The following is a 16,310-nucleotide window of genomic DNA, read 5'->3' on the forward strand; positions in this document are numbered from 1 at the left end:
TCCTTTAATTTAAATTTGGCAAGATGAGATGAATGGCTTGTTATATGAATAAAAAATCCCTTCTCCATAAAAGAAGGGATTCAGGATTTACAGACTTCTTGAAGGTTGCGCAGCTCTTACAATACGTGGTTGATCTTCCGCGGCATCTTCCAACGCACTCAGATCGCGGTCTTTAACTTCTGGCATTTTCAGCGCGGAAATTAATCCGATAACAGAATAAGCCATAATCATTATTGCAATCGGATACCAGGATTCGGTCATGGTGCAGAAAATACCTGCCAGAATAGGACCAAAACCTGAAGCAACAAGACCACCTATTTCTTTGGATATTGCCATTCGGGTAAAGCGACTTTTACAGCCGAACATTTCTGCCATAGTAATGTTTTCCAGGGCAAATAATCCCAACACCGCACAGTTGTGAATTACAATCAACGCAACCATGATGGTACTTGGAGCATAGCTTTTATCTACGATAATAGAAAGCATTGGCCACGCCAGTACAATGGCTGAAGTATTCATAATGATATAGGGAATACGACGGCCAATTTTATCGGATAACCAACCGAGGAAAGGTATCGTCATAAAACCAATAATGGAACTGATCATTAATGCATCTGTTGGAATTGCTTTATTGAACAGCAGAGTCTGCACTAAATATCCGGCAAGGAAGGTTTGAATCAAACCTGAGTTTCCTGCCTGTCCAAAACGCAGACCCGTTGCCAGCCAAAAAGACTTACTCTGGAACATACTGCCAGAAGGAACAGCTTTTGGCGCAGGCTGCTTACTGTCATTAACTTTCTCAAAAACCGGGCTTTCTTTCAGGTTCATGCGCAACCAGATAGCAAAGACCATCACCACAACACTAGCGAGAAACGGAATACGCCATCCCCATGCCAGCAACTCTTCTTTGCTGAGAATAAAGAACATAAAGGCCCAGATTGCCGTTGCACTCAAAGTACCGCAGTTCGTTCCCATCGCGACGAATGAGGAGATAATGCCGCGTTTGCCTTTCGGCGCATATTCCGCCAGCATCGTACCAGCTCCGGAAATCTCAGCACCAGCCCCCAACCCCTGAATAATACGTAGAGTCACCAGCAAGATTGGCGCAAAAACACCAATCTGTGCATAAGTCGGCAACACACCAATTAGGGTAGTACAGATCCCCATCATAGTGATGGTAATAAAGAGAACTTTTTTACGCCCTATTCTGTCGCCCATTTTGCCGAAAATAAATGCCCCAACAATGCGTGCTACATAACCAGCACCGTAGGTTCCCATTGCCAGAATTAACGCCATTGCGGCTGATGATTCCGGAAAAAATATTTCATGAAATACTAACGCTGCACCGAGCGAGTACAACTGAAAATCCATAATTCACAGGTATTTTTTCCCATCCTGTGGTTTCCTTGGCGTTTTCTAGGTTTTTTCAGATAGTTGCATTTTTTAAAAAGCATCCTAAGTTCGATCTCAGTGTCTATCTGGGGCCTATTTCTGTCCCATATATGCCCCAAAAAAACTCCCCAACAGATAAGTAGTTTTTTCATGGATTTATGCGTAAAATCAAGAACGGCTGGAAATCATTCAATACTCACACTATCGAAAAATTTACCAGCCAACCGCAGCACGTTCTTGCATAAGGCGTGTCTGCGGTTTTTCAACTATTCAGATACATCACTCCCATCACATTCATTCCTCCGCATCAAAGGCATATAGGCTATATCACCTTGATATTTTTCTTTTTCAGATAAAAACTGTTATCTATGTATACTTTTAAACCCAATCCGTGTAGAGTCTCTGCATAAGATAGTTTGCAGTTGCCGCTTCAGCTTGCGCCATAAACCGCCTGATTTTTGCTGCCACCTGTTAGCATTCCTGTATACCTGAAACGACAATGTTTATCTACGAACTTTAAGAACACCCAAGATAAAAATTGTCAACTATATCATATATAACACATTACTAATTCGAGGCTATATGAACAGCATACTGATAATCACATCTCTCCTTATCATATTCAGCATTTTTAGTCATGCCCTAATAAAATTAGGGATTGGCATATCCAATAACCCAGACAAAACCGATGTATAAGTCAACATATCCTGAATCAGACATACAATATCGCAATGAAAATCAATAATATTTTAAGGAATATCTTCATGAAATCAAAAGACACCCTAAAGTGGTTCCCTGCGCAGCTTCCTGAAGTAAGAATTATCCTAGGGGATGCTGTAGTGGAAGTAGCAAAACAGGGAAGACCTATCAATACCAGAACATTGCTTGATTACATTGAAGGAAACATAAAGAAAAAATCATGGCTGGATAACAAAGAATTATTACAAACAGCGATATCAGTTCTTAAAGACAACCAAAATTTAAATGGTAAAATGTAATATAATAAACTTACTTTTTTATCATTTTTCCACTTTAACAACATTTTGCTCCACTTTTCCACGACCAAACAACTTGAAATCTGGTTAAAATAACACGCAACACTATTCTTCTTCCTTGAGTCCGCCCGGAACTCGAAAAACAAACCGAGTTAAAGCCATTTTTCACAAAATCGATTTTGGGTCTCACCAAAATTACGGGGTTGCATACGCATTCGTTTATTTTCGAACGTGTACATACAAATATGCACAAAAATAATCATAATTATTTTCTGAGATGCATTATGATATGAACACCAATTTCGTATAGAGTCTCACTATGTCTCGAATTTTTGCTTACTGTCGGATATCAACGCTGGATCAGACCACCGAAAATCAACGCCGGGAAATCGAAAGTGCAGGTTTTAAAATCAAACCTCAGCAAATAATCGAAGAACACATTAGCGGCTCAGCAGCAACCAGTGAGCGTCCTGGTTTTAACCGGTTGCTTGCTCGCCTGAAATGTGGTGATCAATTGATTGTGACAAAACTGGATCGCCTTGGTTGTAATGCAATGGATATCAGGAAAACAGTGGAACAACTGACCGAAACAGGTATCAGAGTGCATTGCTTAGCATTGGGGGGCATTGACCTGACCAGTCCAACAGGAAAAATGATGATGCAAGTAATTTCAGCAGTCGCTGAATTTGAACGAGACCTTTTACTTGAACGCACTCATTCCGGGATAGTAAGAGCCCGCGGCGCAGGGAAACGTTTTGGTCGACCACCTGTGTTAAATGAAGAACAGAAACAGGTGGTATTCGAACGAATTAAGTCAGGTGTAAGTATAAGTGCCATTGCCCGGGAATTCAAAACCTCGCGGCAAACCATTTTAAGAGCCAAAGCAAAACTTCAGACACCTGACATATAAAAAATAATCTCGGTGTGAGATGCTTTACGTCTTCCAAGCCCCCTTCCTTGCCGTAAATGGAAAGATACATCTAATTATAGAATTTATATGTTTTACCCTACGGCAGTGCTGGCCATTCAATATCCTGTGCAGTTGACGTATCAACACGGTTCAGCAATACCCGATACTTTTTCCATGCTTCCAGCAACGAGATTTCTTCCTCCGTTGCAATTTCCAGATCTGCAGCATCCTGAAGCGGCGCAATATGCTCACTGGCTACCTGCATCAGGTTGTTTTTTGTTTCTTCCGCCTCCCGGATCCGGAACAGTTTTTCTGCTTCCGTATCCTTCACCCAGGCTGTGCCGTTCCACTTCTGAAACTCCCCTTCCGGCGATAACCAGGTAACATTTTCCGGTAACGGACCGAGTTCAGAAATAAATAACGCGTCGCCGGAAGCCACGTCATAAACCGTTTTACCCCGATGATCTTCAACGAGATGCCACGATGACTCATCACTGTTGAAAACAGCCACGAAGCCAGCCGGAATATCTGGCGGTGCAATATCGGTACTGTTTGCTGGCAGACCTGTATGAGGCGGAATATATGCATCACCTTCACCAATAAATTCATTAGTTCCGGCCAGCAGATTATAAATTTTTATGGTCCGTGGTTGTTCACTCATTCTGAATGCCATTATGCAAGCCTCACAATATAGTTAAATGCGATGTTTTTGACGGTGTTTTCCGCGTTACCAGCAGCGTTAACGGTGATGGTGTGTCCATGTGAACCAATCGCAACGGAGTGCGTATGAGCACCAATACCGACAGTATGCGCGTGTGCACCTGCAGATGCTGCTGTGCCGGACAGTGAGTGGCTATGATTACCATCTGTACTGGTATTAGCTAACCACCCCGTAGACATACCTACTGAGCCTTGTACACCCCAGGTATTTTGACCTGAGCTTGTATAACCATATTGATAAGTATCTTTAAAAACACTGGGGTTAAATCGACGGCCATCTCTATGGCTGTGATTACCAGCTGCATTCGTGCTGCCACTTAAACTATGGGTATGCGCACCAGTGTTATTCGTGGATTTAGTGCCGTAATCAAACGACGATGTGGTTTTCGTCCCCAAATCCGTACTGGATGCGCTGGCGCTGTGGGTATGCGATTTAATGCCGTCCTGTTCCTGAGACAATACGGCCCGACCACTGGCAGGTTTGCCCTTAATCGTCCAGCCACGCATATCAGGGATCACGCCTGACGGATAAGCCGCTGCAAGTTTCGGGTATGCAGATTTGTCAAAAGTCTGCCCCTGCATCAGGGCATAGCCAGACGGAACGGTATCTGATGGCCACGGGATTGGTGCACCGACTGGATAAAACTCTGCAGGAGGATGAGCCGAGGTGTAAAGCTGCGCCCACGGCGACCAGTTTGCGTCGGTCGTATCCCGTCGTGAACGAATAAATGCCGGAGCATGAGCACCGCTTGTACCACTCCAGCCGATGAGTAACTCACCTTCGCCAACGGCTGTCATCCCTTTCAGGTGAATGATATTTCCATACGCTGTTGGATATCCGTTGTTATACACCTCGTATAACTCAAGACCTGTTGCCCCCTGCGTATTGTCTGTCAGCGCGGTTACCCGACCTTTTGAAGACAGATTAACTGATGATACTGCTGTTCCACCTGACGGTAACGCCCCGATCTCTGATGCCGTTAGCTTATTTCTGGAGTTATAGTCCCTTCGCCAGCCAGGTGAATAATCTGTTCCGTGATTAATATAGGTAAACTGGGCGTTAGTTGTTCCACCACCAGTGGAGGTGGTCGGTGTGGTAATGCGGATCGTCATCGCTGACTTTATCCCCATTACTTCAATGACAGCTCCGGCGAGATGAATATTACCGCAGTCAGTATCAGTAATGATTTTATTATTGCCATAAGACCAGGAACCCTTGCACATCCAGTAGGGATGGTTAAATGCTCCCTGAGAATCCAGCCACTCGATAAACTGTGCAGTCGTCCAGTTTCCTGTTATTGTGCTTACTGACCCACCGAAGGCACGGCAGGCACCAATATTTTTCGTAAAGGTGTCTTTGCCAGGGATATCCGCACCGTTCTGATCTTTCTGCAGACGTTTCTCAGCATTGTCATAGGCTGTTTTTACTGCCTTTGGTGTCGCGGCAAGCGTTTCAGATGTGCTGTTGGTCGCGCTGCTTAGCTGAACTATCCCTTTCTGTGCTGTCGTTGCATCCTGTGCGGTGTATTTCCCGTTAGCCAGGTCATACGCGGCCTTAACGGCTTTTGGCGTTGCCGCCTGTGACTCGGAAGTGCTGTTGGTCGCACTGCTGAGCTGTACTATCCCCTTTTTCGTCGTGCTCGCATCCTCAAGCGCCACGGCGGATGCAATATCCTCTGCCCGTTTTGCCGCTGTCTCGGCGCGCGTTGCCGCGGATTCCGCCGTACTTTTGCTCTGTGCTGCCGCCGTCGCACTGCCAGCTGCCTCTGTCGCCTTCGTGGATGCTGTCGTGGCGCTGCCCTTCGCTGCGGACGCTTGTCTGGTCGCCTCATCTTTTGAAGCAGACGCCGATGATGCCGATGACGCCGCCGAACTGGCGGACGATGCGGCAGCCGTTTTTGAGGATTCTGCGCTGGTTTCCGACGCTTTCGCGTTCGTCTCGGATGTCTTCGCTGCGGAAGCAGACCTCGCTGCTGCACTGGCCTGTTCAGTGGCTTCGCCAGCCTTCGTTGTGGCTGTTGAAGCGGACGATGCGGCGCTTTCTGCCGATTTTCCGGCGGCGGTGGCACTGGCTGAGGCCTGCCCGGCACTTGTTGACGCTGCACTGGCAGACGACGCAGCCGCTGTTTTTGAGCCTGCCGCAGCTGAGGCACTCTGTCCCGCTGCCGTTTCAGAAGACTTAGCGTTCGTCTCGGACGTTTTTGCCGCCTTCGCAGAATTTGCTGTCGCCGTTGCCGAGGAAGCGGCACTACTGGCGCTTGATGATGCGTTCGTTTCTGATGATTTTGCCGCCTCTTTTGAGGCCGCCGCATCCCGGGCTGAGGTGGCAGCTTCTGACGCCTTCGTGGTCGCGGTGGATGCAGAAGTGGCTGCTGATAGTTGTGATGCTGCGGCATTCGTTTCTGACGTTTTCGCCGCACCGGCACTGGTGGCTGCCGCGCTTTTTGAGGACTCTGCAGCGGCAGCACTTTTTGATGCTTCAGTAGCCTTTGTTGATGCCGTTCCTGCGCTGGAAGACGCTGACTGAGCCGACGTCGCGGCCTGCCCGGCTGATGTGCTGGCTGCACGTGCTGAGCCTGCAGCATCAGTCGCATGGGTTGCCGCCTCACGGGCTGATGTGCTGGCATCGCTGGCTGACTTCTTCGCGGCTGCCGTGTTCTGTGCCACCGCGGACGCGTTACGCGCCACCTCTTCCACCATCAGTTCAAAACGGCGCAGTGCCTCAGGACGGGCATCATCCTCCGTCATGGCACCGAGAAAATCATTCAGCGTACCGGGTTGGGAATCTTCATACACGGTGATGGTCCCGGCATGTGACGGCGGGAATCCTTCCACCAACAGAATAACGCTGTACTGACCGTACTCAACGTCCATGCTGTAACGCCCGGCTTCATCCGGATTTTCTGAGGCCAGCGTGTTCACCACCACCGTGGTGCTGTTACGTTTTGCTTTCAGCTGGATTGTGCAGTTCTGTACCGGTTTTCCTGTGCCGTCTTTCAGTACACCTGAAATCTTTACTGCCATATTCACCCCACAAAAAAGCCCGCCTGAACAGGCGGGCTGTCATAACACTGTGTTACCTGGCTAATCAGAACTTATAACCGACACCCACGATGAAACCGTCAGTGCGCCAGTCGCCACTGCCGGAGCCTTCATAAGCAATATCAATGGCCACGGATTCGGTCGGGTTAAACTGCACGCCAGCTCCCCACGCCAGAGACGTGTTGCTGTGGCGACCGTCATCACTTCCGGTCAGCACATCGTGCGTTTTCCCCTTGTTGCCAGTTACGCGGAGATAATCCCCGGAGAAAGTCGACACACGGCTGTAAGCCATACCCGCCATCGCATACGCGCTGAACCATTCATTCACGCGCACAGACGGCCCCGCCATCACGCTGAACCAGCGGTTACGCACTGAATCTTCATGCCAGCGGGTATCGCTGTAACGGGTAAGCTGGCGATTCTTGTCTCCTGCATAGCTGAATGACGTCACTAGCCCCAGTGTGTCCGTAAACTCATAACGGTATTTCACGTTAATCCCGTTAAGATCATCGCTGCCGGGAACGTTCGTCAAGGCATGAAGATACCCCGTGCTCAGCGTGGACTGATGTTCAGATGCCCATGCAGGCGCACCGGATACGGCCAGACAAATGGCTGCGGACAAAATGGCGGCATAAAGTTTACGCATAATTACCTCTCGCTTTTCTGCAATAAAAAAGGCACCATTTCTGGTGTAATGCCAGTCAGTTAAGCAACTGACTGGCTCTTTTTCGGGGCTGTGGGGTATTTCCAGGGCCTCTCCTTTACCACTCTCGGGAAGGCTCTTTCCCTTCTTGTCGGTAATTTCACAAGTTGTCCCATACTTGCAAGATCGCGCATCAGCTCCGGTATACGTCCCGGTGAAGCGCCCTGCAATGTCATCAGCATTCTCATCACCATTCCGCATGATTCTGAGAAACTCAGTTGATTCGGCCAGTAACCTTTCAGATGTTCTGCCATTTTAATCATCTGATATCTCACCAGATTATAAGCCAGTAAGACACCCCACAGCTCTTGCTCCACAAGCTCCGGCTTTTTACTTCTCAGCGTCAGCCTGCTCAGTTGCATCGTCTGTTTTATCTCCCTGTATCCCAGTTCGATTTCCCAGCGATGACTGTACAGATCCGCCATTTCTCCTCCGGGGAAGCGCATGGCGTCCGTCATCGACGTCAGCAGATGGCAGACTTTTCCTTTGCGCGTCACGGTCAGCAGGCGGGCTGTCACCTCATTTCCCAGCCCCGGCCACTTTTTTCGTGCCTGCGGGCTGGTTTTCAGCTTCACCAGATGATCGCCTTTACCCAGTTTTCTGATCTCTTCATATTGCGCTCCCTTTCTGAGAGGGATCATCCAGTGGCGGTGTTCTCCCGCCTGGCTCCAGGCATTTAACAGTCCCAGTGAGTAATAACCTTTATCCATTAACGTCAGGGTGTTATCGCCGGTTTGTTCTATAAGTTGCTCAGCAAGCTCATTTTCGCTGTTCTTCATCGTGCCGAAGGCTGCAGCCGTCAGCAGATGGCTGGTCAGTTCCATCTGGCAGACCATTTTGACCTGCGGGTAGAGCGCCGGGTTCCCGGCATGTGTCTGGCGGGGGAAGGCTGCATCGTTCTCTGGTGTATCCGGTGTGCGCCAGAACACACCATCGATGGCCAGCAGGGTCAGGCCGCACCAGTGCGGATGCGGCGTGGTGTTATGCCAGAGCTGCGCTGTTTTCGTGAACACGCGGCGGACAGCCTCACTTCCCAGACGCTGGCGGGCCTGAATAACGGCACTGGGGGCAACGAAGGGGCGATTGCCCGGTAGCATGATGTCCAGGCGATTCACAATCTGGTGAAGAGGTTCTTTACGCTCAAGCGCCATGCCAACAATACACCAGACCATCATTTCGAGGGGAAGACGGCGCTTGCGTAGCGTTACAGTACCTGATTCGGCAAGGCAACGAGAGATGAGTTCGGGGTCGAGGTAATCCCCCAGAGAAGTCAGTGGGTTACGCAGAGAATCGTAACGGGATACCAAATCAAGGGCCTGTCCAATGAGCATAAAAAAATCCGGAAACGAGTGAGCGTTTCCGGATTCTTACACAGCGAGCCTGTACATAGATTTGTGTAATTGCCTGATTTTGATATGTTCAATCCAGCATCAAATGAAGGTTAATTTATGGACGAAAAACAGTTACAGGCTCTGGCTAACGAACTGGCCAAAAACCTCAAAACCCCTGAAGACCTCAGTCAGTTTGATCGGCTGCTGAAAAAGCTCAGCGTTGAAGCCGCTCTCAATGCAGAGATGACACACCATCCTGGGTATGAGAAAAATCAGTCCAGACCAGGAGCTAACTCCCGCAACGGTTTTTCCACAAAGACCGTTATCACAGGCGACGGTCCACTGGAACTGCGTACTCCGCGCGATCGTGACGGTACCTTCGAACCACAACTGGTAAAGAAAAATCAGACCCGTATTACCGGGATGGATAACCAGATCCTCTCGTTGTATGCCAAAGGGATGACCACCCGTGAGATAGCTGCTGCGTTCAAAGAACTGTATGACGCAGATGTTTCACCGGCACTGATATCAAAGGTTACCGATGCCGTGATGGAGCAGGTTGTAGAATGGCAAAACCGACCACTGGATGCTGTTTACCCCATTGTTTATCTTGACTGTATCGTCCTGAAAGTTCGGCAGGACAGTCGCGTCATCAACAAATCGGTGTTCCTGGCACTGGGCATCAATATCGAAGGTCAGAAAGAACTGCTGGGTATGTGGCTGGCCGAAAATGAAGGGGCGAAGTTCTGGCTCAATGTGCTGACTGAACTGAAAAACCGCGGTCTGAACGATATCCTCATCGCCTGTGTGGATGGCCTGAAAGGCTTCCCGGATGCCATCAACACAGTATATCCGAAGGCCCGCATCCAGTTATGCATCGTGCATATGGTGCGCAACAGCCTGCGCTTCGTGTCATGGAAGGACTACAAAGCCGTCACTCGCGACCTGAAAGCGATTTATCAGGCTCCCACGGAAGAGGCAGGCCAGCAGGCACTGGAAGCGTTCGCTGCGGCCTGGGACTGTCGCTATCCTCAGATAAGCCGAAGCTGGCAGGCTAACTGGCCGAATCTTGCCACGTTCTTCGCTTATCCAACGGACATCCGCAAAGTGATCTATACGACGAATGCCATCGAGTCGCTAAACAGCGTGATCCGCCATGCGCTCAAAAAGCGTAAAGTGTTCCCGACAGACGACTCGGTGAAAAAAGTGGTGTGGCTGGCAATCCAGTCTGCGTCCCAGAAATGGACGATGCCGTTGAAGGACTGGCGAATGGCAATGAGCCGCTTTATTATCGAGTTCGGTGACCGCCTGGACGGTCACTTCTGAGAAAAGGCATTTACACAGAATCTTAAACAGGCTCTGGAATGTCGATTAGCCTGCCGTGGTTTGCCTTGATTAACATCGGTTTTTCATCGATGATTTTGCTGCGAAGCATTTTATTCAATGAGGATATGACTTCATGGTTTAATGAGGAAAACCTTGTACATACTATTGATATTTCATCATTTGGCATTCTGCTGATCAGTGGCCTTTTATTGGTCACCCCCCGCAAAAACGTACTGTATATTCAGCGGTTATTGTTCGTTCTAAGCCTGTTATGGTCATGGTGTTGCTTTTATTTTATTGCACACTGGACGCTACCTTTTGCTTATCCGCTATGTGTATTATTAATGCTTAGCGCCATTGTTGCATTGTATTTTCATACTCCATCACTACTCGCATTTATCATTCCATTATGGTTTACCATTCCGTTAGCCAGTCTTATGCTCAATCATCATTTAAATATTCATTTCGTTGTTATCTGGTGCCTTTTTTCTCTCGCTCTCTATGGTGGACGTTTTATTTTATTACGTTGGTTTGAAGAAGCATGGCAACAAAACAGATACAACAACCTGCTAATTAATCGCCTCGACGCATTGGCTCATCGCGATCCCTTAACGGGAGTGGCAAACCGACGGGCGCTGGATAGTATTTTAGGTGATGCTGTAGAACAAGAGGCCTCATTTGCCCTAATTATTCTGGATGTCGATTTTTTTAAACGCTACAACGACACTTACGAACACCCGGCGGGCGATCGTTGTTTGATACAAGTTGCCGATGTACTGCAACGCGCAATTCGCCAGCCCGAAGATATGGTCGCTCGTTATGGTGGCGAAGAGTTTGCCATTATTCTTTTTAATACCTGCTTGCAGGAAGCCGAAAAGATAGCAGCCAGAATTAAGCAAGAACTTAAACTGGCAGCGATTGCCCATCAGGCATCTTCTGTAAGTGCGTTTGTTACGGTTAGCCAGGGGATCACCTGCTCTGCTCCCGCCAAAACGACTGAGCAAATAGTTGCAGATGCCGATGCTGCGCTGTACCGGGCGAAAGAAAGCGGGCGGAACCGGTGGGCTTTGTAAGCTTTGGGAGACAAGTCAGATTACGCTCCCTTTTCCTCAAAGGCTTTATTAAGCCGCCCCTGATTTCCTTTTACAGCGAATAAATAATCACCTCCCTGTTTTTGTATCTTCTCTGCAATATCTTTCTGGCACCCCATCGCATCAGTTGTGATAATTTTTCCTTTAATATCCAACATGTTAAGAAGTTCAGGAATAGCTGTGATCTCATTGGATTTCTCATCCGTCTTGATCTGTCCGATGGCCAGACTGTGCATTGTTGAGAACGCACTAATGACATGAATCGCTCCCTTGCGGCGACTCTTGTCATAAGAGTGCCGGAGCGTTTTTCCATCAATTGCGATGACGTCTTTATCATCTGAAGAATGGCAGTCACGCATCCAGTTAATAAAGCACTCATGAAATTTTACAGGACTGATACAGGATACAACTCTGGCAATAGTATCGTGAACAGGGTAACCGGCTCATTTAAACCGTCTGGTCTGTTTCCTCCGGCTCTACAAAAATAATGTCCATCATTTTTAATGGACACTATCGTATGAAACACCGGACCTGGATCACTGAAGCTTTACGTCTTCACTTTGAAGAACATTTACCCCGGGTTGTGGCCGGGCGTCGCCTGGGTGTACCAAAATCAACAGTTTGTAGTATGTTCGTGCGCTTTCGGAGAGCTGGCCTTTCGTGGCCTTTGCCCGCAGGCATGTCGGAGCAGGAACTTGATGCCTGCCTTTACGGACAATTTTCCACGGTACCAGTCGTACGTCCTGAAAGCACCGTTATATCCGAAGCCCCCGTGGTAAAAAAACGTCCCCGGCGGCCCTAATGCCGATCAGTTAAGGATCAGTTGACCGATCCAGTGGCTGTGTAAGAATCCGGAAACGCTCACTCGTTTCCGGATTTTTTTATGCACATTGGACAGGCCCTTGATCTGGTATCCCGTTACGATTCTCTGCGTAACCCACTGACTTCTCTGGGGGATTACCTCGACCCCGAACTCATCTCTCGTTGCCTTGCCGAATCAGGTACTGTAACGCTACGCAAGCGCCGTCTTCCCCTCGAAATGATGGTCTGGTGTATTGTTGGCATGGCGCTTGAGCGTAAAGAACCTCTTCACCAGATTGTGAATCGCCTGGACATCATGCTACCGGGCAATCGCCCCTTCGTTGCCCCCAGTGCCGTTATTCAGGCCCGCCAGCGCCTGGGAAGTGAGGCTGTCCGCCGCGTGTTCACGAAAACAGCGCAGCTCTGGCATAACGCCACGCCGCATCCGCACTGGTGCGGCCTGACCCTGCTGGCCATCGATGGTGTGTTCTGGCGCACACCGGATACACCAGAGAACGATGCAGCCTTCCCCCGCCAGACACATGCCGGGAACCCGGCGCTCTACCCGCAGGTCAAAATGGTCTGCCAGATGGAACTGACCAGCCATCTGCTGACGGCTGCAGCCTTCGGCACGATGAAGAACAGCGAAAATGAGCTTGCTGAGCAACTTATAGAACAAACCGGCGATAACACCCTGACGTTAATGGATAAAGGTTATTACTCACTGGGACTGTTAAATGCCTGGAGCCAGGCGGGAGAACACCGCCACTGGATGATCCCTCTCAGAAAGGGAGCGCAATATGAAGAGATCAGAAAACTGGGTAAAGGCGATCATCTGGTGAAGCTGAAAACCAGCCCGCAGGCACGAAAAAAGTGGCCGGGGCTGGGAAATGAGGTGACAGCCCGCCTGCTGACCGTGACGCGCAAAGGAAAAGTCTGCCATCTGCTGACGTCGATGACGGACGCCATGCGCTTCCCCGGAGGAGAAATGGCGGATCTGTACAGTCATCGCTGGGAAATCGAACTGGGATACAGGGAGATAAAACAGACGATGCAACTGAGCAGGCTGACGCTGAGAAGTAAAAAGCCGGAGCTTGTGGAGCAAGAGCTGTGGGGTGTCTTACTGGCTTATAATCTGGTGAGATATCAGATGATTAAAATGGCAGAACATCTGAAAGGTTACTGGCCGAATCAACTGAGTTTCTCAGAATCATGCGGAATGGTGATGAGAATGCTGATGACATTGCAGGGCGCTTCACCGGGACGTATACCGGAGCTGATGCGCGATCTTGCAAGTATGGGACAACTTGTGAAATTACCGACAAGAAGGGAAAGGGCCTTCCCGAGAGTGGTAAAGGAGAGGCCCTGGAAATACCCCACAGCCCCGAAAAAGAGCCAGTCAGTTGCTTAACTGACTGGCATTACCCCGGCGACCCAACTTCCCTTATGAGTTTAAAATCGCCTTAGTGGAGCAGTCACTGCAGCCCGGAGCCTGTGTGGCGCAGATCGCCCGGGAAAACGGAATCAACGATAACCTGCTCTTCAACTGGCGCCATCAATACCGGAAAGGTGGCCTGCTGCCTTCCGGAAAAAATATGCCGGCACTGCTTCCCGTGACGTTAACGCCGGAGCCGGATAATAAAATCCCGGCCCCCGCACAGGAACCAGAGCAGATAAATACACCGTCCGACAGTCTGTGTTGTGAGCTGGTTCTGCCGGCCGGAACTCTCAGGCTTAAAGGTAAACTGACGCCGGCGTTATTACAGACACTTATCCGCGAAATAAAAGGGAGCAGCCACTGATGATATCTCTCCCTGCCGGTTCGCGTATCTGGCTGGTTGCCGGTATCACCGACATGCGGAATGGCTTCAACGGCCTGGCATCAAAAGTTCAGAACGTCCTGAAGGATGACCCGTTCTCCGGACACCTGTTCATCTTCCGCGGACGCCGGGGTGACCAGATAAAAGTGTTGTGGGCTGACAGTGACGGACTGTGCCTCTTCACCAAACGCCTGGAGCGGGGCCGCTTCGTCTGGCCAGTCACCCGTGACGGCAAGGTGCACCTTACTCCGGCTCAGTTATCCATGCTTCCTGAAGGTATCAACTGGAAGCACCCGAAACGAACGGAACGCGCTGGAATCCGCATATAACCCGTTGTAAAGTGAGGATATGGACACCTCACTTGCTCATGAGAACGCCCGCCTGCGGGCACTGTTGCAGACGCAACAGGACACCATCCGCCAGATGGCTGAATACAACCGCCTGCTCTCACAGCGGGTGGCGGCTTATGCTTCCGAAATCAACCGGCTGAAGGCGCTGGTTGCGAAACTGCAACGTATGCAGTTCGGTAAAAGCTCAGAAAAACTTCGTGCAAAAACCGAACGGCAGATACAGGAAGCTCAGGAGCGAATCAGCGCACTTCAGGAAGAAATGGCGGAAACGCTGGGTGAGCAATATGACCCGGTACTGCCATCCGCCCTGCGCCAGTCTTCAGCCCGTAAACCGTTACCGGCCTCACTTCCCCGTGAAACCCGGGTTATCCGGCCGGAAGAGGAATGCTGTCCTGCCTGTGGTGGTGAACTCAGTTCTCTGGGATGTGATGTGTCAGAGCAACTGGAGCTTATCAGCAGCGCCTTTAAGGTTATCGAAACACAACGTCCGAAACTGGCCTGTTGCCGGTGCGACCATATCGTGCAGGCACCAGTACCTTCAAAACCCATTGCACGCAGTTATGCCGGAGCGGGGCTTCTGGCCCATGTTGTCACCGGGAAATATGCAGACCATCTGCCGTTATACCGCCAGTCAGAAATATACCGTCGTCAGGGAGTGGAGCTGAGCCGTGCCACACTGGGGCGCTGGACCGGTGCCGTTGCTGAACTGCTGGAGCCGCTGTATGACGTCCTGCGCCAGTATGTGCTGATGCCCGGTAAAGTCCATGCCGATGATATCCCCGTCCCGGTCCAGGAGCCGGGCAGCGGTAAAACCCGGACAGCCCGGCTGTGGGTCTACGTCCGTGATGACCGCAACGCCGGTTCACAGATGCCCCCGGCGGTCTGGTTCGCGTACAGTCCGGACCGGAAAGGTATCCATCCACAAAATCACCTGGCCGGTTACAGCGGTGTGCTTCAGGCCGATGCTTACGGTGGTTACCGGGTGTTATACGAATCCGGCAGAATAACGGAAGCCGCGTGTATGGCTCATGCCCGGAGAAAAATCCACGATGTGCATGCAAGAGCGCCCACCGACATCACCACGGAAGCCCTGCAGCGTATCGGTGAACTGTATGCTATCGAGGCAGAGGTCCGGGGCTGTTCAGCAGAACAGCGTCTGGCGGCAAGAAAAGCCAGAGCCGCGCCACTGATGCAGTCACTGTATGACTGGATACAGCAACAGATGAAAACACTGTCGCGTCACTCAGATACGGCAAAAGCGTTCGCATACCTGCTGAAACAGTGGGATGCCCTGAACGTGTACTGCAGTAATGGCTGGGTGGAAATCGACAACAACATCGCAGAGAACGCCTTACGGGGAGTGGCCGTAGGCCGGAAAAACTGGATGTTCGCGGGTTCCGACAGCGGTGGTGAACATGCGGCGGTGTTGTACTCGCTGATCGGCACATGCCGTCTGAACAATGTGGAGCCAGAAAAGTGGCTGCGTTACGTCATTGAACATATCCAGGACTGGCCGGCAAACCGGGTACGCGATCTGTTGCCCTGGAAAGTTGATCTGAGCTCTCAGTAAATATCAATACGGTTCTGACGAGCCGCTTACTGAACAGGAATACCATTTTCAAATTCACCATATTGCTTCAAAAAATCGAGATGTGTTTCCCCGAAATCCTCTATATCTTCCCAACCTTCTGCACCAGAAATAACGGCACAAATAGTCAACAGTAGAATATCAGATAATTTATGTTCCACTTTCCAGGCTTGTCTGTAATCTGGGATAATAGAAATATGCTCCATCAATTTTTTAAGTTCCATTTTGTTCTCCTTAATTA

At 49.9% G+C, this 16,310-nt stretch carries 12 protein-coding genes and 5 pseudogenes; 10 read left to right on the forward strand and 7 right to left on the reverse strand.

What is annotated here, in order from left to right:
• Positions 1 to 87: 87 nt before the first annotated feature.
• Positions 88 to 1,371: pseudogene (ydfJ, locus tag C1192_RS05005) on the reverse strand (MHS family MFS transporter YdfJ); the annotation flags it as partial.
• A 603-nt stretch (positions 1,372 to 1,974) separates the two neighbouring features.
• On the opposite strand from ydfJ, the gene C1192_RS25070 reads away from it, so the two are divergent.
• The 3 genes from C1192_RS25070 (at position 1,975) to C1192_RS05015 (ending at position 3,297) form a co-directional block, all read left to right on the forward strand.
• Positions 1,975 to 2,088, forward strand: coding sequence for a YnaM/YnfT family protein (locus C1192_RS25070; RefSeq protein ID WP_120795384.1), 114 nt, complete (start codon positions 1,975 to 1,977; stop codon positions 2,086 to 2,088).
• Positions 2,089 to 2,156: 68 nt separating this feature from the next.
• Positions 2,157 to 2,390 (forward strand): cold shock protein YdfK, encoded by a 234-nt coding sequence (gene ydfK, locus C1192_RS05010; RefSeq protein ID WP_000836768.1) that lies wholly within the window; start codon positions 2,157 to 2,159, stop codon positions 2,388 to 2,390.
• A 316-nt stretch (positions 2,391 to 2,706) separates the two neighbouring features.
• Positions 2,707 to 3,297, forward strand: a complete 591-nt coding sequence (locus tag C1192_RS05015) for a recombinase family protein (protein ID WP_000086527.1) — start codon at positions 2,707 to 2,709, stop codon at positions 3,295 to 3,297.
• A gap of 97 nt (positions 3,298 to 3,394) precedes the next feature.
• Here the strand turns inward: C1192_RS05015 and C1192_RS05020 are convergent, their stop codons facing one another.
• The 4 genes from C1192_RS05020 to C1192_RS05035 form a co-directional block, all read right to left on the reverse strand.
• On the reverse strand, positions 3,395 to 3,970 hold the full coding sequence (locus C1192_RS05020) for a tail fiber assembly protein (protein WP_000885611.1): 576 nt from the start codon (positions 3,968 to 3,970) through the stop codon (positions 3,395 to 3,397).
• Positions 3,970 to 7,041 (reverse strand): prophage tail fiber N-terminal domain-containing protein, encoded by a 3,072-nt coding sequence (locus C1192_RS05025; RefSeq protein WP_072041566.1) that lies wholly within the window; start codon positions 7,039 to 7,041, stop codon positions 3,970 to 3,972. The genes C1192_RS05020 and C1192_RS05025 overlap by 1 nt, the downstream gene beginning before the upstream one ends.
• 64 nt (positions 7,042 to 7,105) lie before the next feature.
• The gene (locus C1192_RS05030) at positions 7,106 to 7,705 is read right to left on the reverse strand and encodes an Ail/Lom family outer membrane beta-barrel protein (RefSeq protein ID WP_038354572.1); all 600 of its coding nucleotides are present in this window, start codon (positions 7,703 to 7,705) and stop codon (positions 7,106 to 7,108) included.
• Between the two features lie 59 nt (positions 7,706 to 7,764).
• The gene (locus C1192_RS05035; protein WP_103194760.1) at positions 7,765 to 9,093 is read right to left on the reverse strand and encodes an IS4-like element IS4 family transposase; all 1,329 of its coding nucleotides are present in this window, start codon (positions 9,091 to 9,093) and stop codon (positions 7,765 to 7,767) included.
• A gap of 117 nt (positions 9,094 to 9,210) precedes the next feature.
• Here C1192_RS05035 and C1192_RS05040 point away from each other — a divergent pair, with 117 nt between their 5' ends.
• A complete protein-coding gene (locus C1192_RS05040) occupies positions 9,211 to 10,419 on the forward strand; it encodes an IS256-like element IS1414 family transposase (RefSeq protein WP_103194764.1) in 1,209 nt (402 codons plus the stop codon).
• 38 nt (positions 10,420 to 10,457) lie between these two features.
• Entirely contained in the window at positions 10,458 to 11,492 is a 1,035-nt protein-coding gene (locus tag C1192_RS05045; protein WP_038355686.1) for a GGDEF domain-containing protein, read from the forward strand.
• 29 nt (positions 11,493 to 11,521) lie between these two features.
• On the opposite strand, the pseudogene C1192_RS05050 reads toward C1192_RS05045, so the two are convergent.
• Positions 11,522 to 11,950: pseudogene (locus C1192_RS05050) on the reverse strand (ISAs1 family transposase); the annotation flags it as partial.
• Between the two features lie 47 nt (positions 11,951 to 11,997).
• Between C1192_RS05050 and C1192_RS05060 the strand changes: the two are divergent.
• From C1192_RS05060 to C1192_RS05080, 5 genes and pseudogenes are all read left to right on the forward strand, one after another.
• Positions 11,998 to 12,309 (forward strand): annotated as a pseudogene (locus tag C1192_RS05060) (IS66-like element accessory protein TnpA); the annotation flags it as partial.
• Positions 12,310 to 12,393: 84 nt separating this feature from the next.
• A complete protein-coding gene (locus C1192_RS05065) occupies positions 12,394 to 13,722 on the forward strand; it encodes an IS4-like element IS4 family transposase (protein WP_103194780.1) in 1,329 nt (442 codons plus the stop codon).
• 13 nt (positions 13,723 to 13,735) lie between these two features.
• A pseudogene (tnpA, locus tag C1192_RS05070) lies at positions 13,736 to 14,113 on the forward strand (IS66-like element accessory protein TnpA); the annotation flags it as partial.
• The gene (gene tnpB / locus C1192_RS05075; RefSeq protein ID WP_069906977.1) at positions 14,113 to 14,460 is read left to right on the forward strand and encodes an IS66 family insertion sequence element accessory protein TnpB; all 348 of its coding nucleotides are present in this window, start codon (positions 14,113 to 14,115) and stop codon (positions 14,458 to 14,460) included. The pseudogene tnpA and the gene tnpB, both read left to right, overlap by 1 nt.
• A 19-nt stretch (positions 14,461 to 14,479) precedes the next feature.
• Positions 14,480 to 16,051, forward strand: a complete 1,572-nt coding sequence (locus tag C1192_RS05080) for an IS66-like element ISCro1 family transposase (protein WP_103194767.1) — start codon at positions 14,480 to 14,482, stop codon at positions 16,049 to 16,051.
• Positions 16,052 to 16,083: 32 nt separating this feature from the next.
• Here C1192_RS05080 and C1192_RS05085 read toward each other — a convergent pair.
• A pseudogene (locus C1192_RS05085) lies at positions 16,084 to 16,293 on the reverse strand (transposase family protein); the annotation flags it as partial.
• Positions 16,294 to 16,310: the final 17 nt, after the last annotated feature.

Source organism: Escherichia marmotae, assembly GCF_002900365.1.
In the GTDB taxonomy this organism is placed as follows: Bacteria; Pseudomonadota; Gammaproteobacteria; order Enterobacterales; family Enterobacteriaceae; genus Escherichia; species Escherichia marmotae.